Raw genomic sequence first — 23,430 nt, 5'->3', positions numbered from 1 at the left:
TGCACCTGCCCGGCCAGCACCATCCGTACGACGTCCATGGCGTCCTCGGTGGTCACCCGCAACCCGGCCTTGAACTCACTCACGATGCCGTGCTTGTCCAGCGCGGCACTGATCTGCGGGCCGCCGCCGTGCACCACCACCGGCTTCAGCCCGGCGTGATGCAGGAAGACGACGTCCTGAGCGAAGGCGGCCTTCAGCTCCTCGTCGACCATCGCGTTGCCACCGAACTTGATGACGACCGTCTTGCCGTTGTGCCGCACCAGCCACGGCAACGCCTCGATGAGGATCTGCGCCTTGGGTGAGGCTGTCGCCGCCGCGATGGGCACGGTTTGGCTCCTTCGGTGAAATGGGCAGGATGATTCGGCAGCTGTCGCTGCTCGCTTTTTCTGCCGGAATTCCCGCATTTATTCGCGAGGTGTGTCCGGCGGCATGACACCAATTCGCGGGAGTGTTACTTGCGAGTAGAGTCAGGGCCGGTTACCGGTCATGTCCCGTCGACAGGACAGTGATTCGGTGGTATGTCCCGGATCGGAAAAGGATCAGAAAAGGGGAGAATCCCAAATGTCCGTACAGGTAATGCCGGACCGCGAAACGGAAGGTGAATGGGCGCCCGATGCGGACCGGGACCCGCACGCATGAGGGGTGCATGCGGGTCCCGGCACGGTGGCTCAGGCGCTGATGTCGGCCTTCGCCTGCGACTCCTTGAGCGCGCGCTCTGCAGCGTTGTCGAGGGTGGCGAGCACCCACTCCTCGAAGTCGATGCCCGACTGCTCCGCCGCTTTGTGCCACCACTGCAGCCGGTTGCCGGGCACCGCGAGCTTGCGAGTGGGCTCGGCCGATTCCCCGTCGGTCGTGCCGTTCTCGCAGGCCATGCGGATGGCCCCGCGCAGCTGCTTCGTCGTCCACTTCATCTGTTCGGCGCGGTCGAGCCACCGATCCTGTTCCTCGGTGGGTAAGGAGGCGAGCTCGGCGTGGTGCTGGAAGCTCAGTGCCGGGCGCCTGCGGTCCATCTCGAAGCGCCGCGAGACCCAGGCGTAGTTGCGCAGGGTCTGGTACTGCAGCCCCGCCGCCCGGATGCCGCGCTGATAGCGGTCGCCGTAGTGGTCCTTGCCGTAGACGAGCCAGTCACCCAGCCACCAGGACGAGGAATTGAGGATCCCGGACAGCTGGCGTCCGGCCCGCTCCCAGTCGTCGAAGGTCAGGCCGCCGGGTATCTGCAGGCCCACCTTGGTCGTCAGCACCTGGCTGCGTACCTCGTCGGCGTTGAGCCTTCGGTGCCGTGCCGCAGCGGCCGGTTTCTTGCGGAACTGCACGACCTTGGAGTCGTCGAGGCCGCTGGCCTGATTGGTCATCGTGTCTCCATGTGAACGTACATCGAGCGGACGAGGACATCGCTAGCCGCTCCTGAACAGGCGGAACACCATGTCTCTCGGGGAGTCATGTCCATGGGACGACGGCGTGACCGGCCACATCGCGTGCGGGTGATGTGCCGGTGGATCGGCTCGACTGCCCCCAGTCGGCCGCACCGGGCTCCGCAGCCCTCAGCCGAATCGGTTCGCCGCCGTCGGCGGTCGGAACCCTCGCCCTACGGCATGTCCGCCGGCGCAGCGCTGAGCGCCCCCGGCCGGCACCGGAAGAGATACGTTCGACAACTCGCCCCGTTAGCCTCGACCACTAGTCCCCCTAGTCATGGCAGATGTCACCGTCGAAGTGGCGGAACGATCCGGCTGCTTCGAACGGCGTTTCCTAGTAGAACCCTAGTTTGCTTCCTGGTTCAAGGAGGTGGCGCCATTGGGTGCCAATTTTTGCAATCCATATGGCGCCGTTCCAGGCAGCCCGGAGCAAACCTGCGGAATGCTTTATTCCGCAACTTTGAACGGGTGAATTACCTCTAGGGCGAAAGGGCCTTGTTGGGCGGTAAGGAGAGAGAAATACCCTCAATCGGCGCCATGGCGGCACGAGTCCGACGCCTCGGGTATTCCGGACCGTACGGACCTCAGGCGTGCGCCTGCCGCTCGGGGCCGCGGGTGCGGTCGTCGTACTCGAGCATCGCGGACACCGCCCGGACGAGCCAGGCGTTCACCGATAGTCCGTCCCGGCCGGCGGCCTCCTCGATACGGGCCTTGAGGTGCTCCGGGGGCCGGAAGTTGATGCGGGACGTGGTGCGGTCGTCGCTGCCCACCGCGCCCGGCGTGAGAGGTGCCGGGGGTGGCAGCGGGAGCCGGTGGGCATGCTCGAAGCCGGATTCCGCGGCCGAGTCGGCCGGCGCCGGGGTGACGACGAAATGGGGGTCGAGCCCCCTGAGTCGGATCTCGACCGCGCCGGGTGCGAGCTCCCGGGTGATCTCGTCCGTGGCTGCCGACAGCGCTTCGAGCATGACCAGGCGCGCGGCGGAGGAGAGCGGAGTGACGAGGCGCTCGGCGGCCTCGCGGGCCCTGTCGTCGCCCACATCGGCCGCGACCAGGAGTTTCTGGCGCAATTCCTCGACATACCGCGTGAGTTCCACGGCGCCATCCTCACACTGGGATGGCGCCATGCGCAAGCGATGTCCATCGCCGTGACCTGCGCGACATGGATCGAGTGGCTCCGGAAAGGGGCGCCGCCGGTCACCGCCGGCACCCGCCCGGGGCGGCCGATCTCCCCGGCCATCGTTGCGCCACTATGGCGCAACTGCCGGAGAAGTGCCTCGTCGGAGGGGGTGACGGGGACGCCGATCTCCCTTGGGATTTCTTTCGGTTGAGAGCCACTTGTGTATGGCGCCATCGATGTGCCACGATGGCGCTATGAACTTGACGCCCTACGTCGACAGCCTCCGTCGCGAGTTCCTCGCGGCGGCCGAGGCGGTCGGCATGGAGGTCCTCGGACCCGCGGAGCGTCTGGTGGCGCCACTCGAGGCGTCGGTCCGGCTCACGCTGCTCAGCGCGCTGTCGGCCGCCGCCGACGAGATCTCCAGGGAGCTCGTCCCGGGCGCGGTCGACATCCGGCTGCGCGGCGGCGATCCGGGCTTCGTGGTGCTGGCGGCGCCGGCCGAACCGGAGTTCGGACCACTGTTCGACATCGGTGCCGAACCACCGGCCGGCGACGGCCAGGGCACCCCGGCACGCATCAACTTCCGTCCGCCCGGGCCGCTCAAGGCCCGGATAGAAGAAGCCGCGGGCCGCGAGGGGCTCTCGGTCAACGCATGGCTCGTCAGGGCCGCCACCATCACGCTCGACAGCGGCGCCCGCCGCACCGCGCGGCGCGCACCGTCCGAGCGGCAGAACTACACCGGTTGGGTGCGGTAACCACCGTGCGTCCCACCGACTCACCACGGAGGTCCGGCATGGCCACGTTCGACACCCCGGAACCGATCTCGGCCCGTATCGCTGTCACCACGGGCGAGGTCCTGATCAGCGCGGGCAAGCGCCTCGACACCGTGGTCGAGGTGCGCCCCAGCAACCCCGCCAAGACGGCCGACGTCCGGGCCGCCGAACAGGCCAAGGTCGACTACAGCCGCGGCAAGCTGGTGGTCAAGGGGCCGTCGCTGCGCGGCAGTTCCGGCCTCCCACCGCACGGCGGCTCCATCGACGTGACGATCGAGGTGCCCGCGGGTTCGACCGTGCGCGGCAGCGTGGCCTGGGGCGCCCTGCGCAGCCAGGGCGTGCTCGGCGAGTGCCGTCTGGAGGTCGCCGAGGGCGATCTGCACCTCGACCGGACCGGCCCGGTGCATCTGTCCACGTCCAGCGGTGAGATCACCGTGACCCACGTGGAGGGCGACGCCAAGATCGGCACCGGCTCGGGAGCGATCCATGTCGACGAGATCGACGGCACCGCGACCGTCTCCAACGACATGGGTGAGGTCCGCATCGGCGAGATCACCGGCAGTCTGCGCCTGACCGGGATGCACGCCGACTTCCGCGTGGACCGCCCGCACGACAGCGTCGAGGTCAAGACGGTGCACGGCGCCGTCCGGATCGGCGAGGTCACCCGCGGCTCGGTCGAGATCACGGCCGCCTCCGCACAGATCGACGTCGGCATCTGCGCGGGCACCGCCGCCAAGCTCGACCTCAGCACCGTGTCCGGCAGCGTCCACAACCAACTGCCGGGCGTGGACGGCCCGTCGCACAGCGACCGGATCGTCGAGGTGCGCGCCCGCACCCTCGACGGCGACATCGTCATCCGGCGCGCCCCATGAGCGAGCCGGGCGACGCCGAGTCCTTCCAGACCACGCCGGAACGAGCCACGGCCGCCGTTGGGCGGGGCAACCGAACGGCCCGCCGGCGGCCCGACCGCGGCCCGGAAACCGTACATCCCCCGGCGGTTTCCGGGCCGCACCCCCAGCCACACCCCCGCCACCACCCCAGCCGTACGGCCCGCCGAGGGCCGGGTCCGAAGACGAGGGAACAGCTATGACTACGCGCGACGAGGTCGTCCTCGACGTCGAAGGCCTGCGCATGCGCTACGGCTCGACGGAGGTCCTGAGGGACGTCAACCTACGGGTGCACCACGGCGAAGTGGTCTGCCTGCTCGGACCGAACGGGGCGGGCAAGACCACGACCCTGGAGATCCTTGAGGGCTTCCGCATGCGGTCGGCCGGCCGGATCGAGGTGCTCGGCACCGATCCGGCGCACGCCGATGAACGCTGGCGGGCCCGGGTGGGCGTCGTCCTGCAGTCCTGGCGCGACCACGGCCGCTGGCGGGTGCGCGAGCTCCTCGCCCACCTCGGCCGGTACTACGCCCCCTACTCCACCGACCGGGTGCGCCGGCCCTGGAACGCCGACGAACTCGTCGCGGCCGTCGGACTGACCGCCCACGCCGACAAGAAGGTGCGGATGCTCTCCGGCGGACAGCGCCGCCGTCTCGATGTGGCCGTCGGCCTCGTGGGCCGCCCGGAACTGCTGTTCCTGGACGAGCCCACCGCCGGTCTCGACCCCGTCGCCCGGCGGGAGTTCCACGACCTGGTGGAGAGCCTCGCGGCCCAGCAGGACACCACGATCGTGCTCACCACCCACGATCTGTACGAGGCCGAGAAGCTCTCCGACCGGATCATGATCCTGGACGGCGGACGCATCATCGCGGACGGCACCGCGGAGGAACTGGCCCACCGCATCGCAGGTGAGGACGAGGTCCGCTGGACCCACGAAGGCCGCCACCACCGGCACTCGACCTCCGAATCCACCAAGTTCGTCCATGAGTTGTTCCAGCAGTACGGCGAGGACATAGCGGACCTGGAGGTCCGCCGCGCCTCGCTGGAGGACACCTATCTCTCCCTGGTACGGCAGGCGGAGTCCGGGCAGGACGAGGCCGCGCCGGTGAACGAGTCGCGTGAGGTGCACCGATGAACCCGACCACGACGGCGCTGCGCGCGGGCTGGTCCCGCGGACTGATCGAGCTGCGGCAGTCGCTGACCAACGCGGGCGACCTCCTCAACCACTTCCTGTGGCCCGTGCTGATGCTGATCGTCACCTACTTCGTGCGCGACGTGTCGTTCGGCGACACCGGGTTCGAACTGGGCACCCTCGTCCTGCCGAGCATCCTCGGCATGAACTCCGCGATGGCCATGGTCACCATGAGCCAACTCCTCACCGCGGAAAGGGAGGACGGCACGCTGCTGCGGGCGAAGGCGACCCCGAACGGCATGGCCGGCTACTTCACCGGCAAGATCGTCTTCGTGTCGTTCGGTCTGATCGTCGACCTCGCCATCTTCCTGATCCCCGGTCTGCTCATCGTCCCCGGCCTCTCCGTGGGCAGCGCGGACGCCTGGCTGACCCTGATCTGGGTGCTGGCGCTCGGACTGGTCGCGACCCTGCCGATCGGAGCCGTACTCGGCTCCATCTTCGCCAGCACCCGCAGCCAGGGGCTGATCATGCTGCCGATGATGGCGATGATCGCCACGTCCGGCATCTTCTACCCCGTCACCTCACTGCCGGACTGGGTGCAGTGGTTCGCGCAGATCTTCCCCGTCTACTGGCTCGGCCTCGGCATGCGGTCCGCGCTGTTGCCGGACAGCGCGGTCACCGTCGAGATCGGCGACTCCTGGCGCCATCTGGAGACCATCGGTGTCCTCGGCGCCTGGGCCGTCCTAGGTCTGGTGCTCGCCCCGATCGTGCTGCGCCGCATGGCCCGCCGGGAGTCGGGCTCCACGGTCGCCGAGCGTCGCGAGAAGGCCCTGCAGCGCGTCGGCTGAGCGCACGCGACGGCGATTCCCGCACCCCGCACAGGCCTGTCCCGGTACCGGGACAGGCCTGTTGCCGTGAGGAGGGCACATACGGAATCCGGCCAACGACGAGGGTCGCACCCACCAGGAACACACAAAGTTCGACAGGATCATTGCTTCGCCTGTGTTCACAACCTAGTGTGCGTTCGGTTTCCCAACAGCACCACACAGGAACTGACGCACCTTCGCAGCCGTGCCGCGCACCGTCGTCCCGAGGAAGGCCCTCGTCAATGCCGCTCTCTCCCGCGTCCCCCGCCGGCCCGTCGCGCTCGCCGGGCATGCCGGTCAGTCGCCGCCGCCTGCTGGAGGGGGGAGCCGCCCTGCTCGGCGCGCTCGCCGTCTCCGGATCGACCGCCCCGGCGCACGCGGCCGACGGCGCGGCGGCGAACACCCCGGAGTGGAACGGCCATATCGACGTCTTCAGCATCGGCACCCAGCCCCCGCACACCACCCTCATGCCGTACGCGGACGTCAGACAGGCACTGGACGCCGACCGCACCCGCTCCCCGTATCGCCTGAGCCTCGACGGCAGATGGAAGTTCGCCTACGCCGACCGCCCCGACGACCGGGACGCCGACTTCTACCGCACCGACGTCGACGACCGGGACTGGGACACCATCCCCGTCCCGTCCGTGTGGCAGATGCACGGCTACGACTATCCGATCTACGTCAACATCGACTACCCCTGGTGGGGCCCCAATGGCCTGGGCGAGGAGCCGCAGCCGCCGAACGCCCCCACCCGCTACAACCCCGTCGGCCAGTACAGAAGAACCTTCACGGTCCCGCGGGACTGGAAGGGGCGGCGGACCTTCCTGCACTTCGAAGGCGTCAAGTCCGCCCACTACGTGTGGATCAACGGCGAGTTGGTGGGCTACAAGGAGGACTCCTTCACCCCCGCCGAGTACGACATCACCGAGCACCTCAAGCCCGGCACCAACCAGATCGCCGTCGAGGTCTACCGCTACTCCGACGGCGACTGGCTGGAGGACCAGGACATGATCCGGCTGAGCGGCATCTTCCGCTCGGTCTATCTGTACTCCACCCCGGCCGTGCACCTGCGCGACTTCAAGCTGGACACCCCGCTGAGCGACGGTTACCAGGCGGCCGCCCTGTCGGTCACCGCGAGTGTGCGCGCCTACGGCGGTGGCGACGGCAGACGGTACACGGTCGAGACGCAGTTGTACGACGCGCACGGACACGCGGTCTGGTCCCGCCCCCTGCAACAGCGCGTCGACGTGGGCGCCGTCGGCGAGGACGTGACCGTACAGGCCGAGAAGGCCGTCCCCGCGCCGAAGCTCTGGTCGGCCGAGCACCCGTACCTCTACACGGCCGTCCTCCAACTCCGCGATCCGGCCGGAAAGCTGATCGAGACCCTGTCCCACCGCGTCGGCCTGCGCGAGTTCGCGCTCAAGGACGGCCTGATGCGCATCAACGGCAAGCCCGTCTCCTTCCGCGGCACCAACCGGCACGAGATGCACCCCGACCGCGGCATCGCCCTCACCCGCGCGGACCTGGTCCAGGACATCGAGATCATCAAGCGGATGAACATCAACAGCGTCCGCACGTCGCACTACCCCAACAACCCGCAGTGGCTCGAACTCGCCGACGAGTACGGCCTCTACCTCGTCGACGAGACCAACCTCGAGACCCACGGCATCCGCGGCGAGTACCCGGGCAACCACGCCGACTGGACCAAGGCCTGCGTCGACCGCGCGCAGAACATGGTCCACCGCGACAAGAACCACGCCTCGGTCGTCATCTGGTCGCTCGGCAACGAGGCGGGCGCCGGCAGCACATTCGTCGCCATGCACGACTGGATCAAGTCGTACGACACCACGCGCGTCGTCCAGTACGAGGGCGACGACCGCCCGACGATCAGCGACATCCGCTCGGAGATGTACGACAGCCCCTCGCGCGTCGAGTCCCGGGCCAAGGACACCGCCGACACCCGGCCGTACGTCATGATCGAGTACTCCCACGCGATGGGGAACTCCAACGGCAACTTCAAGAAGTACTGGGACCTCGTGCGCCGCTACGACGTCCTCCAGGGCGGCTGGATCTGGGACTTCATGGACCAGGCCCTGAGCTGGCCCACCCCGACCCGCAAGCAGTTCACGGACGCCGGACCCGCCGGCCTGCGCGGCGAGATCATGGCCCCCAGTGGCTCCTTCGACCGCGCCAAGGGCATCTTCGGCGGCACGGTCTTCGCCCGCGACGCGAGCCTCGACCTCACCGGCTCCCTGACCCTGGAGGCGTGGATCACCCCGCACGTCCTCGGCTACCACCAGCCGATCATCGCCAAGGGCGACACCCAGTACGCCCTGAAGCAGAGCGACAAGAACCTCGAGTTCTTCATCTACGGCGGCGGCCAGTGGATCACCGTGAACTGGGCGCTCCCCGACGGCTGGACCGGCACCGAGCACCATGTCGCGGGCGTCTTCGACGCGGACGCGGGCAGGCTCACCCTCTATGTCGACGGCGAGGCGAAGGCCACCCGCACCACCACCCAGAAGCCCGCCCGCAACACCGCCTCCCTCGCGCTCGCCACCGACATGGACAACCCCAGCCGTGAGTTCAGCGGCACCATCCGGCGAGCACGCGTGTACGCCCGCGCCCTGAGCGTCGGCGAACTGGCCTCCGACGGCCGCGGTCCCGGTGACGACGGCGTGCGGTTCTGGTTCGACGCGGCGACGGTCGCCCTCACCGAGAAGCGGCCGAGCCAGAAGACCTTCTTCGCGTACGGCGGCGACTGGGGCGACAACCCCAACGACTTCAACTTCGTCGCGGACGGCATCATCACCGCCGACCGCCGGCACACCGGCAAGGCCGCCGAGATCAAGCGGATCTACCAGGCGATCAACGCCGCACCGGCCTCCGGCGACCGGCTCGCCCCCGGCGCGGCGGTGAAGCTCATCAACGAGAACCTGTTCACCAACCTCCGTGAGTTCGAGGGGCGTTGGGCCCTCGTCGCCGACGGCGAGGTGGTGCAGCGCGGAAGGCTGAGCCGCACGCAGCTCGATGTCGAGCCGCTGTCCAGCGGGGAGATCACCGTGCCCTTCAAGGTGCCGGGCAGGCCGGCGCCGGGCACGGAGTACTTCCTGGAGCTGTCCTTCGCCACGAAGGAGACGACGAAATGGGCCCGGGTCGGCTTCGAGGTCGCCAAGCAGCAACTCCCCGTCGAGGCGGGCAGCCCGGCGGTGACTCCGGTCCCGCTGGACCGCGTTCCGGCACTGACGTACGAGGAAACCGACGGCGCGGTCTCCGTCTCCGGCCGCGGCTTCGCCGTCACCGTGGACAAGAAGACGGGCGTCATCACCTCCTACAAGGCCGGCGGCGCCCAGCTGATCTCCTCCGGCCCCGCACCGAACTTCTGGCGGGCGCCCACCGACAACGACAAGGGCAACGGCCAGCACACCCGCAACCAGACCTGGCGTGACGCCGGCACCCGGCGCAAGGTCACCGACGTCACCGTCCGCGCGCTGCGGGACAGGGCCGTCGAGATCAAGGTCGGCGGCACCCTGCCGACCACCACCGAGTCGTCGTACACCACCACCTACACGGTCTTCGGCAACGGCGAGATCAAGGTCGACAACACCCTGCACCCGGGCGCGTCCTCCCTGCCCTACATCCCCGAGGTCGGCACCCTGCTCTTCCTGCCCGGCCGCCTGAACCGACTGCACTACTACGGTCGCGGCCCCGAGGAGAACCACTGGGACCGCAACAACGGCACCGACGTGGGCTGTTACTCCGGGACCGTCTCCGGCCAGTGGGAGCCCTATATCCGCCCGCAGGAGAACGGCAACAAGACCGACGTCCGCTGGGCGGCGCTGACCGGCGGCCACGGTGCCGGGCTGCTGGTCTCCGGTGAGCCGCTCCTCGATGTCAGCGCCTCGCACTTCACACCGGAGGACCTGTCGGTGGGCGCGCGGCACGACTACCAGTTGACGCCGCGCGACGAGGTCGTCCTGCGGCTCAGCCACCGGCAGATGGGCGTCGGCGGCGACAACAGCTGGGGCGCCCACACGCACGACGAGTACAAGCTGTTCGCCAACCGCGACTACTCCTACACCTACCGCCTGCGCCCGCTGAGGGACGTGGACGAGGCGATGGCGGCGTCGAGGAGGCCCACGGACGTCGAGTGACGGGACCTTACTTGCCCCAGATTCTCCGGTACGCCTCCCGGTAGCCCTCCGGGTCCCATGTCGTCGCGCCCTCACTGTTGTCGGCCGTGCTGATGTGAACGGGAGCCACATAGCCGCTGGCGGGGAGGCCGGAGAACGCGCGGTTGAACTCGTCCACGATCTGCCAGCCCTGTAGCGACAGCGGCTCGGGGACGGTGGCCGCCTGGTACTGCTCGCTGTTGATGCGCTGGAAGGCGGAGGGGTCGCCGTCGCCCGCGCCGATGTTGAAGGGCGGCCCGGCCCCCTTGCGACCGGCCGCGCGGAAGGCCGGTGCGGCATCGGCGAAGTACAGGTCGTTGATGGCGACGGAATGCGTCCAGCTGTTCTGGAAGCGGGAGAGGAACGAGGAGACCTCACGGGGCGTACGGCTGCTCGCGTCCGGGATCGGGATGTTCGCGTACGCCAGCAGCTCCACGCCCGCGCAGGTGGCGAGTTGCTCCCTGATCAGCTCCGACTTGTTCCTGGCGAACGGGATCGAGGCGTCGGTGAAGACCACGACGCCCGCATTGCCGTGGGACTGTGCGATCACCCATTGCGCGCTGACCCTCGCCACGTCCTCCACATCGGTCGTGACGTTGGTGAACAGCTGGGGGCGTCGGCTGGGTCCCGGTGCGGCGACCGCGTGCCAGCCGATGAGCGGGATACGGGCCGCGTTCGCCCGTGCCACCTGCTGCGAGGTCGAGTTGGGGTCGAAGCCGCCGATGACGATGCCCGCCGGTCTGAGGGCGACGGCCTCGCTCATGGCCGCCTGGATGCCCGCGGGCGTGCCACCGCCGTCGATCACCCGGACGTTCCAGCCGATGACCCGCACGGCGTCCCGCACACCCTCCGCGGCGCCTGCGACCCCGGGATTGGTCATGGTCTGCGCGACATAGACGATGCTCCGGTCGGCGACGGCCCTCGGGCCACTGGTCGGCCCGTTCCACGGGACGTCGCGCCGCTGCGCCCGCCCGACGGCATCCTCCGCCCTGGCATGGGCGGCAGGGCACCCGCTCGGGCCGAAGCTGGAGTCGCCCTGTCCTCCGGACGAGCCACGCTCACAGCCGGCCAGGACGGTTGCCGCGGCCAGCAGGACGGCGGTGAGGTGACTGGCCTTGCGACGGCGGTGCATGGAACCTCCTCACGGGGATGCGGTGGACGGGGCGCCGGCGCGCGTGCGGCGGCGTGACGCGTACCCCGCGAGCCCTACGGCGAGCAGCAGCGTGGCGCCGTGGAACAGGGGGACCGTCCAGAAGTCGGCGCCCATCTGACCGATGCCGGTGAGGCCCACGGCGAGGACGGTGACGGCGACGAGGGTGCCCATGGCATTGGGGCGGCCGGGCTTGATCGCGGTGGAGCCGAGCAGGGCACCGACGAACGCGGGCAGCAGATAGTCGAGGCCGACACTCGGGTTGCCGATCTGCTGCTGGGCCGCAAGCAGCACCCCGGCGAAACCGACGAGCAGCCCCGAGGTGGCGAAGGCGTACACCGTGTACTTGCGGACCGGGACGCCCAGGAGATCGGCGGCGCGCGGGTTCGAACCGACGACGTACAGATAGCGCCCGAGCGGCAGCCGCTCCAGCACCAGCCAGAGGGCGACGGCGAGCGCGAGCACATAGAAGGCGGGGACGGGGAGGCCGAGGAACTTGGAGTTGTAGACGTCGGTGAACGCGGCCGGGAGGCCCTGGGGGCCGGGGACGATGCGGCCGCCGTCGGTGATCCAGCCGGTGACGGCGTACATCATGCTGCCGGTCCCGAGCGTGGCGATGAACGAGTCGATACGGCCGAACTCGACGATGACGCCATTGAGGACGCCGACGACACCGCCCCCGACGATCACCGTGAGACAGGCGAGCGGCCAGGGCCACCCGTTGTTGACGACGAGCTGCATCACCATGACGTGCGCCAGGCCGAGGCCGTAGCCGATGGAGAGGTCGAAGGCGCCGGTGACGATGGGGACCGTGGCGGCGAGCGCGAGCACCGCCGGGATCGACTGGGTGGAGAGGATCGAGTCGAGGGTGTCCAGGGTCGGGAAGGTACGCGGCAGGGTGAGGGAGAAGACCAGGTAGAGCAGGGCGGTGAGGGCGAGAAGGCCGTAGGCACCGAGGAGGTGTGCGGCCGAGCCCCGCAGCCTGCCGGTCACCGCTCGGTCGCTGTTCCGGCCGGAGGCGGCGTCGAGGCCGCCCGGGTCAGTTCGGCGACGGTGAGGGACGGACCGCTCAACTCCGCCGTGACGGACCCGCGCACGAAGACCAGGGCCCGCCGGCAGACGTCCGCGACCTCCTCGAAGTCGGTGGAGACGAGCAGCACCGCGAGACCGGCGGCCAGCGCCTCGTCCAGCAGCCGGTGGATCGCGGCCTTGGCGCCGACGTCGACGCTCGCTGTCGGCTCCTCCAGGACCAGCAGGCGCAGGCCCACCCGCAGCCACCGTCCGATCATGACCTTCTGCTGATTGCCGCCGGACAGGGTGGCGATGGCGGCCTCGGTGTCGCGGGGGCGCACCGAGAAACGGTCGATCAGGGCGGTCGCCTCGGCGCGTTCTCGCCGCGGACCGATCCAGTACGGCGTCGGCGGACCGCCCGCGTGAGGGTTGGCCAGGAGGTTCTCCCGTACCGTCAACTCGGCCAGACAGCCCTCCAGTTGGCGGTCACCCGGAACGAGCGCGACGCCGCGAGCGACCGCCTCGGCGACTGTACGAGGGTGATAGGGGCGATCGCCGAGGAGAGCCGGCCGGTCCAGTTGGGGCCGGGCACCTGCGAGGGCTCGGCCCAGCTCCGTGTGCCCCGCGCCGGTGAGACCGACCAGGCCCACGACCTCACCGGCGCTGAGTTCGAGGTCGACCGGTCCGGCTCCGGCGGTCCGTGCGCCGTCGAGGGTCAGGACGGGCGGGCCTTCGGCGGGCGCCGGGGTGCGGGGGCGGGCCGTCGGTGCGCCGCCGGTGATGTCGTGCACGAGGCGGGCCGGGGTGACGTCCGCCAGCGGGCCCTGGCTGACGACACGGCCGTCGCGCAGGACGACGAAGGTGTCGGCGACCTCGTACACCTCGTCCAGGCGGTGCGTGACGTAGAGGATGCCGTGCCCGCGGTCGCGCAGCGCGTGCAGGGCGCGGAACAGCCGGGCGCAGTCCGCGGCGGGGAGGCGGGCCGTCGGCTCGTCGAGGACGATGAGCCTCGCCCGGGTCGCCAGGGCGCGGGCGATGGCGACCAGGGAACGCTCGGCCGGGGCGAGCCCGGCGATCGGCGCGTCGGGATCGAGCTGTGCCGCGACGGTCCGCAGGGCCTCGGCGCAGTGCTCCCGGGCCCGCCGCCAGGAGATCAGTCCGGCGCGGCGCGGATATCCGGTGCCCAGGGCGATGTTCTCGGCGACCGTCATCCACTCCACCAGACCGAGGTCCTGGTGGATGAAGGACATGGCGCGGGCGGCGTCATGACTGCCGAGCGGGTGCCCGTCGACCGTGACCTGTCCCGCGTCGGCGTGGTGGACGCCCGCCAGCACCTTGATGAGCGTGGACTTGCCGGCTCCGTTGGGACCGAGGAGGGCTAGGACACCGCCGGCCTGGACATCGAGGTCGACTCCGGCCAGCGCGACGGTCCCACCGAACCGCTTGGCGAGCCCACGGACACGGACCAGAGGTTGCACGGCCACGAGGCGATACTAACGGTATGTATATACATATATCGACCATTTGTGCCCGGTGCGTCGGTGGGCGGATCACCCGCCCTGGAGTCCGCATTCCGCCCAGATGACCTTGCCCTCGGAGGTGTAGCGCGTCCCCCAGCTCTGGGACAGCTGCGCGACGAGGAAGAGGCCGCGGCCGCCCTCGTCGGTGGTGGCGGCCCGGCGCAGATGGGGGGCCGTGTCGCTGGTGTCGGCGACCTCGCAGATCAGGGTGCGGTCATGGAGCAGCCGCACCCGGATGGGTCCGGTGCCGTGCCGGATGGCGTTGGTGACCAGCTCGCTGAGCATCAGTTCCGCGGCGAACGCGGCTTCGTCGAGGCCCCAGTCGGCGAGTTGCCGCATGGCCGAGGCGCGGATCTCGCGGACGACGGCCGGGTCGGCGGGGAGTTCCCAGGTGGCGATGCGGTCGGGGGCGAGGGCGTGGGTACGGGCGACGAGGAGGGCGATGTCGTCGTAGCGGCCGAGGGGCGCGACGGTGTCCAGGACCGTCCGGCAGATCTCCTCCGGGGTGCGGTCCGCGTGGGCCAGCGCGTCGCGCAGCTGGTCCAGGACCACGTCGACGTCCCGGGTGCGGTCCTCGATGAGTCCGTCGGTGTAGAGGACCAGCCGGCTGTCCTCGGGGAGGGGGAGGGTGACCGCCTCGAAGGGCAGGCCGCCGAGGCCGAGCGGGGGCCCGGGGGGCAGGTCGGGGAACGACACCGTGCCGTCGGGGCGGACCAGCGCGGGCGGCGGATGGCCGGCGCGGGCCATGGTGCACTGCTGCGAGGTCGGGTCGTAGATGGCGTACAGACAGGTCGCGCCGATGATGCCGCCGCCGTCGGAGGCGGGGTCCTCCCGGTCCAGGCGGCCCACGAGGTTGTCGAGGTGGGTGAGGACGTCGTCCGGCGGGAAGTCGAGCTCGGCGAAGCTCCGTGCGGCGGTGCGCAGCCGGCCCATGGTGGCGGCGGAGAGCATGCCGTGGCCGACGACGTCGCCGACGAAGAGGCCGACGCGGCTGCCCGACAGGGGGATGACGTCGTACCAGTCGCCGCCGACGTCGGATTCGGCGGGCAGGTAGCGATGGGCGACGTCGACGGCGTTCTGGTCGGGCAGACCCTGCGGGAGCAGGTTGTGCTGGAGGGCCAGGGACATGGTCCGCTCGCGGGTGTAGCGCCGGGCGTTGTCGATCGAGAGCGCGGCACGGGCGGCGAGTTCCTGGGCCAGGGAGCGGTCGTCGTCCTCGAAGGGCTCCTCGGCGCGATAGAACGCGGCGACGCCCAGCACGACACCGCGGGCCACCAGGGGCACGGCGATGAGGGAGCGGACCCGGCTCAGCAGCTGTGCGGAGTGCTCGGGGTCCTGGGCGAGCCAGCCCCGGGCGGCACTCAGATCCGGTTCCAGCACGGCCTGCCCGGTGGTCAGGCACCGCAGGTGAGGGGTGGTCGGACCGTACTCGATGCGCTTGCCGACGGGGTGGAAGGGGCAGTCGTCGCGGATGCCGTGGACGACTGTGCGGTGCAGGTCGCCTCGGGGGTCGGTGGACTCCTCGCCGCGCAGTACGGGCTCGGGGAGGTCGATGGTGACGTAGTCGGCCAGTCGCGGTACGGCGATCTCGGCGAGTTCCTGGGCGGTGCGGCGGACGTCGAGGGTGGTGCCGATGCGGGTGCCGGCGTCGGAGAGCAGCTCCAGGCGGCGGCGGGCGGCCAGGGCGTATGTGCCGACGTGGGGTTCGCCGACCAGGAGGAGGCGTCGGGTGGGGGGTGGGGTGGTGTGTCGGTCGGGTTCGGTGCCGGGCTCGGTCTCGGGTTGTGGGGTGTCGGGCAGGTCGAGATCGGTCCTGGATCGTCGGGCGACGCGTCGGCCGGGTTCGGTCCAGGACCGCGCGGCGCCGTGGGCTTCGGGCTGGGTGGCGAGGGCGGGCGTGGGCTCGGGTTCGGGGGAGAGGCCCAGCGGCTCCTCGACCTGGTGCGGGATGGTGCGGGCCACGTCTGGCTCGGGGGCCGGGAGCACGGCCTCGACGGCGAAGCCCTCCACCCCGCCGGCGCCGGTCATCGCACGGCTCACCAGCGTGATCCGCCGGCCGTCGGGCAGCGGCACGTCGACGGCGCCGCGCTGGGCGCGGGAGATCAGCTCGGCGGCCCTCTCCAGCAGCAGGGCCCGCTCGCCCGGGTGCAGGTCCGCGGCCAGTTCGTCCACGCCGACGAAACGGTGCGGGCCCGCCCCGGCCTCCAGGTACGCCCCCAGCAGCGCACGCTCCCGCTCGGAGCTCAGCCCCAGCAGGCGCCGCTCGATGATCGCGGCCGCCTTGCGGATCACGGTGTCCAGAGCCGGGTCCTCGGCGTCACGCGGATAGCCGAAGCACAGCACGCCCTCGATGCGCCCGCTGAGCGGGTCGCGCAGGGGCAGCGCGCGGCAGGCGCTGCGCTGGGAGCGCTCGGCGAAATGCTCGGCACCGTAGACGCGGATGAGCTGTCGCTCCGCCAGCGCGAGACCGATGCCATTGGTGCCGGCGACCCGCTCGGCGAACACGAACCCCGGGACGCTCTGGAACGCCGGAAGGCTCCTGGCCAGCGAATCCTTGCCGAAACGGCGCAGCAGGACCGTGCCGCTCGCATCGGCGACGGAGATGTTCATCTCGCTGCCGTCGAACCTGGACTGCAACCGGTCGAGCACCGGCGCGGCGGCGCGCACGATCCGCCCGTCCGGCTCGAAATCCGCCCGGAACGGAAGGTCGGACTGGTCCGGCGACAGGCCCAGGGCCCGGGATCGCTGCCAGGACCCCAGGATCGACGGACGCACTCCCAGATCTACCGGCTCACCCTGCAGGAAAAGCTCGCGAAAGCGGGCGGGCCCCGTGCCGCCTGCCGCAGGCCCCGTCGACATCGACTCGTCGCCGACACGAACCACGCTTCGCCTCACTCGCACTCGACCATGCGCTTTTCGGAAGAATCTGGCATTGACGAGAATACGGGCAATTGGTGGCGTGAGTCACGGATCGCAAGATTCCTTACGCGCCGTGACCGTCACCCGGCCGCCTCAAGCGTCGGGCGGTGAGCACGGTAAGGCTTAAGGCTTACCTGAGCGCTGGCAAGTAATTAGGTTAGGCTAACCTTTGTCCCGTGTCAGTGGGATCAGCAAGTCAAGAGAGCTCCGCGGCGGTGAGCGCCCGCGGTCATGAACTGTCCGCCACAGGCGTCACCGTCGCCTACGACGGTGTCGACGTCGTGCATGACGCGTCCGTGACCCTGCGGCCGGGCGAGGTGACCGTGCTCGTCGGGCCGAACGGCAGTGGGAAGTCGACGCTCCTGCGGACGCTCGCGCGACTGCAACGGCCCCGGACCGCCACCCTCGTCGTCGACGGCAGCGACGGCCTGGCCCTGACTCCCCGTGAGTTCTCGCGCCGCGTGGCGCTGCTGACACAGGGCCGCCCCACGCCCGGCGGACTGACCGTGCGGGACGTCGTCGAGTTCGGCCGCTACCCGTACCGCGGCCGCTGGGGCAGAGCGGACCCGGACGGCCCCGCCGCCGTGGACCGCGCGCTCGCCATGACCGGCGTCTCCGAACTCGCCGAACGCGGCGCCGAGCACCTCTCGGGGGGCCAGCTCCAGCGGGTCTGGCTGGCCGGCTGCCTCGCCCAGCAGACCGGCGTACTGCTCCTCGACGAACCCACGACCTACCTCGATCTGCGCTACCAGGTCGAGCTCCTCGACCTCGTCCGGGACCTGGCCGACGACCACGGCATCGCGGTCGGCGCGGTCCTGCACGACCTCGACCAGGCCGCGGCCCTCGCCGACCGCATCGTGCTGCTGCACGAAGGGCGGATCGTCGCGGACGGCCTCCCCAAGGACGTACTGACCGCCCAGCGGCTTACCGACGTCTACGGCATCCGCATCGAGGTCGGCACCGACCCCCTGACGGGCCGACTGCGCACCCGCGCGATCGGCCGACACCACTCGCGAAGCGAAAGGCTCGGCACACCCTCATGAGACGCCTGATCATGGCCGCAACCGCAGCGGCACTCGCCCTCACCGCCTGCGGTACCACCGAGCCCGCCGCCGACAGCGGTGGCGACGCGGACAAGAAGGCCGGCCAGGCCATCACCCTCACCGACGCCTCCGGCGCGAAGGTGAAGCTCGACGGCCCGGCCAAGAAGGTCGTCGGAACCGAGTGGCACGAGGTCGAGCTGCTGGTGTCGCTCGGCGTCGACCCGGTCGGTGTCGCCGACGTCAAGGGCTACAAGACCTGGGACAAGGCGGTCCCACTCAAGAACGAGCCCAAGGACATCGGCACCCGCGGCGAGCCCAGCATGGACACCGTCGCGGCCCTCGCCCCCGACCTCATCGTCGCCAGCACCGACCTGCCCCCGGCCGCCGTCAAGCAGCTGCGCAAGGTCGCCCCGGTCGTGGAGGTGCGGTCCGCCGACGCCGCCGACCCGATCGGGCAGATGAACAAGAACCTCGACCTGCTCGCCCAGGCCACCGGCACCACCGAGCGGGCCGCGCGGCTGAAGAAGGACTTCGACACGAAGGTCGCCGAAGGCAGGAAGGCCCTCGCGGACGCCGGTCTCGGCGGCGCCAAGTACGCCTTCGCCGACGGCTACGACATCTCCAACCAGATCTCCATCCGGCCCTTCACCGGCGGCTCCCTCATCGGCGCGGTCAACGAGGAACTCGGCCTGAAGAACGACTGGTCGGTCAAGGGCGACAAGGACTACGGGCTCGGCACCACCGATGTCGAGGGGCTCACCAAGCTCAGTGATGACGTGCGGTTCGCCTACATCGGCAACGACGACGACCAGAGCAGCACCCCCTTCACCGCCGCCCTCACCAAGGACAAGGTGTGGACCTCCCTGCCGTTCGTGAAGCAGGGCCACGTCCACCGACTGCCCGACGGCATCTGGATGTTCGGCGGCCCCGAGTCGATGAACCGGTACATCGACTCCGTAGTCGAGGCGTTGACGAAGTAACCCCATGGCCGTCACCGCGACAACCCCCGACATCCGCCCGCCGGCGACCACGTCCCGGGCGGGCGCGGCCGCGGTGACGGCCGCACTGCTCCTGCTCCTCGCCGCCCTCGCGCTCGTCGACCTCACGCAGGGCACGGCCGCGGTCGGCGCCGGTGAGGTGGGCAAGGCAATCACCGGCCGGGCCGATCCGTCCGACGCCTCCGTCGTCATCGCCTCCCGGCTGCCCAGACTGACCGCCGGGCTCCTGGTCGGCGCCATGCTCGCGACGGCGGGCGCCGCCCTGCAGTCGGTCAGCCGCAACGTCCTCGCCTCGCCCGACACCCTCGCGGTGAACGCGGGCTCCTACCTGGCCCTCGGCCTGGTCGCCGTCACCGGCGTCTCCCTGCCGCTGCTCGCGTCCTCCGGCATCGCGTTCCTCGGAAGCCTCGCCTCGGCGGCCGTAGTGCTCGGCCTGTCAGGACTGGGCACCGGCACCGTCCGGCTGGTGCTCGCCGGCAGCGCCCTCGCCCTCGGTCTGACCGCCGTCACCCAGGGGCTGCTCCTGCTCTTCCCCGAGGAGACCCACGGCCTCTACCAGTGGAACCAGGGCAGCATCTCCCAGAGCGGCTTCGACGGCGTGCTCCAGATGGCGCCCATCGGCCTCGCCGGACTGCTGGGGCTGCTCCTGGTCGCACGCAGGGTCGACGCCCTGGCCCTCGGCGACGACGCCGCCCGCGGCCTCGGCGTCCCGGTCCGCGCCACGCGCATCACGGCGGTCGTGCTCGCCTCGCTGCTCTCCGCGGCGGCCGTCACCCTCGCCGGACCGATCGGCTTCGTCGGCCTGTGCGCCCCCGCCCTCGTGCGCGCCCTCGCCCGCAGATTCCGCCCCTTCGCCCGATCCCGCACGAGCCTGCCCGTCACCGGCCTGACCGGTGCCGCGCTGGTGCTCGGCTCGGACGTACTGCTGCGGGTACTCGTACCGGCCGACCTCGCGGTCTCCGTACCGACGGGCGTCGTCACCAGCCTCGTCGGCGCCGTGTTCCTGATCGTCATGGCCACCCGCCTGAAGGACACGGAGGCGGCCACCGCCCCCGAACGCCTCCGCATCAGAAGCCGGGCCGTGTTCCTCACCACCACGGCCGTACTGGTCGCGCTGCTGATCGGCGTGACGATCGCCGGCGTGCTGCTCGGCGACAGCAAGGTGCTGCTGGGCGATGTCGTCAACTGGGCGCAGGGCCGGGCCGGCCGTACCGTCTCCTTCGTCCTCGACACCCGGGTGCCCCGCGTCCTCGCCGCACTCCTCGCGGGCGCCGCCCTAGCCCTGGCCGGGACGCTCGTCCAGGCCGTGACCCGCAATCCGCTCGCCGAGCCCGGCGTCCTCGGTGTCTCGGGCGGGGCCGCGCTGGGCGCGGTGTTCCTGGTGACGACCGTGCCCCTGGCCGGATCGTGGGGCATGGCCGGCGCGGCGTTCGTGGGCGCCTCGATCAGCTCGCTCATCGTCTTCGGACTGGCCGCGCGGGGCGGGTTCCGGCAGAACAGGCTCGTCCTCGTCGGCATCGGAGTCGCCACCGGCACGACGGCACTGATCAGCCTGCTGATCGTCCTCACCGACCCGTTCAACGCGGTCAAGGCCCTCACCTGGCTGTCCGGCTCCACCTACGGGCGGACCCTGCCCGACGTCGTACCGCTCGCCGTCGTACTGGCCGTGGGCGTGACCGTGGCCATGGTGCGCCGTACGGAGTTGGACCTCGTGTCACTCGACGAGGACACCCCGAGACTCCTGGGCCTCCGCCTCCCACCCGCCCGCCTCGGCTTCCTCGTCCTGAGCGTCCTGCTGAGCGCCACCGCCGTCGCCGCCGCGGGCACGATCGGCTTCGTCGGCCTGGTGGCACCGCACGCGGCCAGGGCCCTGGTGGGCCGACAGCACGTCCGCGTCGTCCCGGTCTCCGTACTCCTCGGCGCCGCACTCGTCGGCACCGCGGACCTGCTGGGCCGGACGGTGATCGCCCCGGCCCAGCTCGGCGCCGGCCTGATGACGGCGGTGATCGGAACGCCGTACTTCCTCCATCTGCTGGTGCGCAGCCGACGGTAGGTCCCTTTACTGGGGCAGCGTGCCGGGGTCCGTCGCCCGCTCGGTGTCCGGCTGCTCCGTGAGCCGGAAGTCGAGCCTGCCACCGGAGAGCGTCAGCCAGGACTGTCGGAGCGCACACCCGTCGAGGCGTACGGCGTCGACGTACATGTGTGTGTCGTCGGCCTCCGGAGCTGTGATCACGACGTCCCTGCTGCCCGGCCGGTCGATCACGGCGGTCGGGAACACCGATGACGGAACAAGGGCCCGGGAGGTCTCCAGGGCCGCGCGCAAGGCTAGGGGGCGGTCGGCCGGAAGGGGAGCGACGGCGGGGTGAACAGTGGCCGGGCTGACGGCTGTCGGGAATCGGTCCGTCCCGCTGTGGCGATGGTCACGAACGCCTTCGAGGCCCGTTGCGTAGTCTGGTGCCGCCCGCATGCGGCGGACACCCGCCCGCCGTAGGGCGCGGGAACAGCCCTTGACCTGCAAGAACGCAGGCAGGGAGCCTAGGTCCAGGAGTGTCTCGATGATGCGTACCATGTTCAAGTCCAAGATCCACCGCGCCACGGTCACCCAGGCCGACCTGCACTATGTGGGATCGGTGACCATCGACGCGGACCTGCTCGACGCCGCCGATCTGCTGCCCGGCGAGCTCGTCCATATCGTCGACATCGCCAACGGCGCTCGCCTGGAGACCTACGTCATCGAGGGTGAGCGCGGCTCGGGGGTCATCGGGATCAACGGGGCCGCGGCCCATCTCGTCCACCCCGGCGACCTCGTGATCATCATCAGCTACGCTCAGCTGACCGACGCCGAGGCGCGGGAGTTCGAGCCGCGGGTCGTGCATGTGGACGGTGCCAACCGGATCGTGGCCCTGGGTGCCGACCCGTCCGAGCCGGTGCCGGGCTCGGACCAGGAGCGCAGTCCGCAGGCCGTGCCGGTGGCCTGACCCCAGTCATCGTCAACGCCAGGACGGCCCCAGAGCCAACGCCGAGACGGACCAGGAGCGTGCCATGAGCGACATCGAGATCCGCGACGACCGGGCGGCGGGCCGCCTGGAGGCCCTCAAGGGCGACGAAGTCACCGGCCGCATCGAGTACTTCGTCCTCGAATCCCCGGCGCGCGCCCTCGTCCCCGTCCACACCATCGTGGAACCGGCCCACGAGGGGAAGGGCATCGCGGGCTCCCTGGCACGCGAGCTGTACGGCATGGCGGCGCGCGAGGGAATCGTCGTCGCGCCGCTGTGCCCGTACGTCGTGAAATGGGCCGAACGCCACCCCGACGAGGCCCCGGCGGCCGACCCGGCACTCCTGGAGGCGGCGAAGGACTGGCTGCGCCGGCACCCCGAGCGCTTCTGACGAGACCTTCGGCATGCCCACTCGGCCGCCCGTATCGACGCGGCCGGGTGACTGGTGGCGCGAGCGCCGGGTACGTGGGGGAGTAGTCCAGAGCCGACGCCACGGACTGGCTGGAGGACGCCATGACGAACCCGTACCCGGACCCGGTCCATCCGGGCCCGACACCAGGCCCGCAGCCACCGCCCCCGGAGCCACCACCCGCCCCGGAGCCACCTGCTCCCGAGCCACCGCCCGCTCCGGAGCCGCCCCCCGTTCCCGGACCGCCCCCGGGACCCCCGCCCACCCCGGGCCCGACACCGCCCCCGCCGTCACCCCCCGGCCCGCCACCGGAACCCTCCCCGTCCCCGATCCCGCCGGGACCGGAGCCGGTGCCGAACCCTGAACCCGGCCCGCCGCTCACCTGAGCCCCACTTATGTGGATCAGTGCCGACATGTACGGAGAGTGAGAATTCCTCCGCCGTCTCGCGAGATGCCCGACAGCGCCATAAAGTCGCGGTGCCGCCCTGACACGACGGGCGGCGCGGTCCTCGCATGCGTACGAAGGAGCCACAGGGACACTGCGGCTCGGACGATTGAGGAGTGCTCATGTCAGGTCAGTTCGAGGCGACGGTGGAAGTCGACCGACCCGTCGAGGCGGTGTTCGACTATCTCGCCGACGGGCGCAACGATCCGCAGTTCAGCCCGCGCGTACTCGGGATCGAGCGCGTCCCCGACGCTCCCACCGCCGTGGGCACGGTCTTCCGCAGCACCGTCAAGGACGCCGGGATGAAGACCGGCAGGGAGTTCCGCATCACCGACCTCCAAGCGCCCTCGAAGCTGCGGTGGGCCGAGGTGTCGAAGAACATCGTGACGGCCCGTGAGGGAGGCTACGACCTGGAACCGCTGGGCGACGGCAGGACCCGGGTCCATATCTTCAACGTCCTGGAGGGCCACGGCCTCGGCAAGCTCCTCGTCGGCCTGGCGCTCACCGCCGCCCGCAAGGACGCCGACGCCTTCGGCGCCCGGATCAAGGCGGCGGCCGAGACGGCGATCGCTCCGCGCTGAGG

The 23,430-nt window shown here is 70.6% G+C and carries 19 protein-coding genes; 11 read left to right on the top strand and 8 right to left on the bottom strand.

What is annotated here, in order from left to right; all coding sequences use genetic code 11:
* The 3 genes from IE325_RS30635 to IE325_RS30625 form a co-directional block, all read right to left on the bottom strand.
* A partial coding sequence (locus IE325_RS30635; protein ID WP_190073343.1) for an amino acid kinase family protein occupies positions 1-326 on the bottom strand: 326 nt, incomplete at its 3' end.
* A gap of 342 nt (positions 327-668) precedes the next feature.
* On the bottom strand, positions 669-1,352 hold the full coding sequence (locus tag IE325_RS30630) for an LmbU family transcriptional regulator (RefSeq protein ID WP_190073342.1): 684 nt from the start codon (positions 1,350-1,352) through the stop codon (positions 669-671).
* 644 nt (positions 1,353-1,996) lie between these two features.
* A complete protein-coding gene (locus IE325_RS30625; protein ID WP_190073341.1) occupies positions 1,997-2,506 on the bottom strand; it encodes a hypothetical protein in 510 nt (169 codons plus the stop codon).
* Positions 2,507-2,783: 277 nt separating this feature from the next.
* Here IE325_RS30625 and IE325_RS30620 point away from each other — a divergent pair, with 277 nt between their 5' ends.
* From IE325_RS30620 to IE325_RS30600, 5 genes are all read left to right on the top strand, one after another.
* Positions 2,784-3,284, top strand: a complete 501-nt coding sequence (locus tag IE325_RS30620) for a hypothetical protein (RefSeq protein WP_229912123.1) — start codon at positions 2,784-2,786, stop codon at positions 3,282-3,284.
* Positions 3,285-3,322: 38 nt separating this feature from the next.
* Positions 3,323-4,174, top strand: a complete 852-nt coding sequence (locus IE325_RS30615; RefSeq protein WP_190073339.1) for a DUF4097 family beta strand repeat-containing protein — start codon at positions 3,323-3,325, stop codon at positions 4,172-4,174.
* 214 nt (positions 4,175-4,388) lie between these two features.
* On the top strand, positions 4,389-5,321 hold the full coding sequence (locus IE325_RS30610) for an ABC transporter ATP-binding protein (RefSeq protein ID WP_190073338.1): 933 nt from the start codon (positions 4,389-4,391) through the stop codon (positions 5,319-5,321).
* On the top strand, positions 5,318-6,166 hold the full coding sequence (locus tag IE325_RS30605; RefSeq protein ID WP_190073337.1) for an ABC transporter permease: 849 nt from the start codon (positions 5,318-5,320) through the stop codon (positions 6,164-6,166). Before IE325_RS30610 ends, IE325_RS30605 begins: the two co-directional genes overlap by 4 nt.
* Positions 6,167-6,426: 260 nt before the next feature.
* Positions 6,427-10,338: a glycoside hydrolase family 2 TIM barrel-domain containing protein gene (locus IE325_RS30600; RefSeq protein ID WP_190073336.1), complete on the top strand. Its 3,912-nt coding sequence runs from the start codon at positions 6,427-6,429 to the stop codon at positions 10,336-10,338.
* 7 nt (positions 10,339-10,345) lie between these two features.
* Here IE325_RS30600 and IE325_RS30595 read toward each other — a convergent pair whose 3' ends face one another.
* From IE325_RS30595 to IE325_RS30580, 4 genes are all read right to left on the bottom strand, one after another.
* Positions 10,346-11,488, bottom strand: coding sequence for a substrate-binding domain-containing protein (locus tag IE325_RS30595; RefSeq protein ID WP_190073335.1), 1,143 nt, complete (start codon positions 11,486-11,488; stop codon positions 10,346-10,348).
* A 9-nt stretch (positions 11,489-11,497) separates the two neighbouring features.
* Positions 11,498-12,499, bottom strand: a complete 1,002-nt coding sequence (locus IE325_RS30590) for an ABC transporter permease (protein ID WP_190073334.1) — start codon at positions 12,497-12,499, stop codon at positions 11,498-11,500.
* Complete coding sequence (locus IE325_RS30585; protein WP_190073333.1) at positions 12,496-14,001, bottom strand: sugar ABC transporter ATP-binding protein; 1,506 nt, start codon at positions 13,999-14,001, stop codon at positions 12,496-12,498. Before IE325_RS30585 ends, IE325_RS30590 begins: the two co-directional genes overlap by 4 nt.
* A 66-nt stretch (positions 14,002-14,067) precedes the next feature.
* Positions 14,068-16,896 carry a SpoIIE family protein phosphatase gene (locus IE325_RS30580; RefSeq protein ID WP_373315247.1) on the bottom strand — a complete coding sequence of 943 codons (2,829 nt, stop codon included), beginning with the start codon at positions 16,894-16,896 and terminating at the stop codon, positions 14,068-14,070.
* Between the two features lie 275 nt (positions 16,897-17,171).
* Between IE325_RS30580 and IE325_RS30575 the strand changes: the two genes are divergently transcribed.
* Genes IE325_RS30575 through IE325_RS30565 form a run of 3 tightly spaced genes read left to right on the top strand, consistent with a single transcriptional unit; the run spans position 17,172 to position 21,050 of the window.
* Positions 17,172-17,999, top strand: coding sequence for an ABC transporter ATP-binding protein (locus IE325_RS30575; protein ID WP_190073331.1), 828 nt, complete (start codon positions 17,172-17,174; stop codon positions 17,997-17,999).
* Complete coding sequence (locus IE325_RS30570) at positions 17,996-18,979, top strand: iron-siderophore ABC transporter substrate-binding protein (RefSeq protein ID WP_190073330.1); 984 nt, start codon at positions 17,996-17,998, stop codon at positions 18,977-18,979. Before IE325_RS30575 ends, IE325_RS30570 begins: the two co-directional genes overlap by 4 nt.
* Positions 18,980-18,983: 4 nt before the next feature.
* The gene (locus tag IE325_RS30565) at positions 18,984-21,050 is read left to right on the top strand and encodes an iron ABC transporter permease (RefSeq protein ID WP_190073329.1); all 2,067 of its coding nucleotides are present in this window, start codon (positions 18,984-18,986) and stop codon (positions 21,048-21,050) included.
* A gap of 6 nt (positions 21,051-21,056) precedes the next feature.
* Here the strand turns inward: IE325_RS30565 and IE325_RS30560 are convergent, their stop codons facing one another.
* On the bottom strand, positions 21,057-21,275 hold the full coding sequence (locus tag IE325_RS30560; protein WP_190073328.1) for a glycoside hydrolase domain-containing protein: 219 nt from the start codon (positions 21,273-21,275) through the stop codon (positions 21,057-21,059).
* A 277-nt stretch (positions 21,276-21,552) separates the two neighbouring features.
* On the opposite strand from IE325_RS30560, the gene panD reads away from it, so the two are divergent.
* The 3 genes from panD (at position 21,553) to IE325_RS30545 (ending at position 23,428) form a co-directional block, all read left to right on the top strand.
* Complete coding sequence (panD, locus tag IE325_RS30555) at positions 21,553-21,975, top strand: aspartate 1-decarboxylase (protein WP_190073327.1); 423 nt, start codon at positions 21,553-21,555, stop codon at positions 21,973-21,975.
* A gap of 64 nt (positions 21,976-22,039) precedes the next feature.
* Positions 22,040-22,384 carry a GNAT family N-acetyltransferase gene (locus IE325_RS30550; RefSeq protein WP_190073326.1) on the top strand — a complete coding sequence of 115 codons (345 nt, stop codon included), beginning with the start codon at positions 22,040-22,042 and terminating at the stop codon, positions 22,382-22,384.
* A 585-nt stretch (positions 22,385-22,969) separates the two neighbouring features.
* Positions 22,970-23,428, top strand: coding sequence for an SRPBCC family protein (locus IE325_RS30545; RefSeq protein WP_190073325.1), 459 nt, complete (start codon positions 22,970-22,972; stop codon positions 23,426-23,428).
* Positions 23,429-23,430: the final 2 nt, after the last annotated feature.

The sequence above is a fragment of the Streptomyces lanatus genome (assembly GCF_014655715.1).
Lineage (GTDB): Bacteria > Actinomycetota > Actinomycetes > Streptomycetales > Streptomycetaceae > Streptomyces > Streptomyces lanatus.
The sequence above is the reverse complement of the archived record's forward strand: the minus strand, read 5'-3'. Positions and strand labels throughout refer to the sequence as shown.

Excerpts from the sequence above, each read along its gene's own strand:
- IE325_RS30600 (WP_190073336.1), top strand. The coding sequence starts at position 6,427 with ATGCCGCTCTCTCCCGCGTCCCCCGCCGGCCCGTCGCGCTCGCCGGGC.
- IE325_RS30615 (WP_190073339.1), top strand. The coding sequence starts at position 3,323 with ATGGCCACGTTCGACACCCCGGAACCGATCTCGGCCCGTATCGCTGTC.
- IE325_RS30630 (WP_190073342.1), bottom strand. The coding sequence starts at position 1,352 with ATGACCAATCAGGCCAGCGGCCTCGACGACTCCAAGGTCGTGCAGTTC.
- IE325_RS30620 (WP_229912123.1), top strand. The coding sequence starts at position 2,784 with ATGAACTTGACGCCCTACGTCGACAGCCTCCGTCGCGAGTTCCTCGCG.
- IE325_RS30545 (WP_190073325.1), top strand. The coding sequence starts at position 22,970 with ATGTCAGGTCAGTTCGAGGCGACGGTGGAAGTCGACCGACCCGTCGAG.
- IE325_RS30595 (WP_190073335.1), bottom strand. The coding sequence starts at position 11,488 with ATGCACCGCCGTCGCAAGGCCAGTCACCTCACCGCCGTCCTGCTGGCC.
- IE325_RS30580 (WP_373315247.1), bottom strand. The coding sequence starts at position 16,896 with ATGTCGACGGGGCCTGCGGCAGGCGGCACGGGGCCCGCCCGCTTTCGC.
- IE325_RS30550 (WP_190073326.1), top strand. The coding sequence starts at position 22,040 with ATGAGCGACATCGAGATCCGCGACGACCGGGCGGCGGGCCGCCTGGAG.
- panD (WP_190073327.1), top strand. The coding sequence starts at position 21,553 with ATGATGCGTACCATGTTCAAGTCCAAGATCCACCGCGCCACGGTCACC.
- IE325_RS30570 (WP_190073330.1), top strand. The coding sequence starts at position 17,996 with ATGAGACGCCTGATCATGGCCGCAACCGCAGCGGCACTCGCCCTCACC.
- IE325_RS30565 (WP_190073329.1), top strand. The coding sequence starts at position 18,984 with ATGGCCGTCACCGCGACAACCCCCGACATCCGCCCGCCGGCGACCACG.
- IE325_RS30605 (WP_190073337.1), top strand. The coding sequence starts at position 5,318 with ATGAACCCGACCACGACGGCGCTGCGCGCGGGCTGGTCCCGCGGACTG.
- IE325_RS30610 (WP_190073338.1), top strand. The coding sequence starts at position 4,389 with ATGACTACGCGCGACGAGGTCGTCCTCGACGTCGAAGGCCTGCGCATG.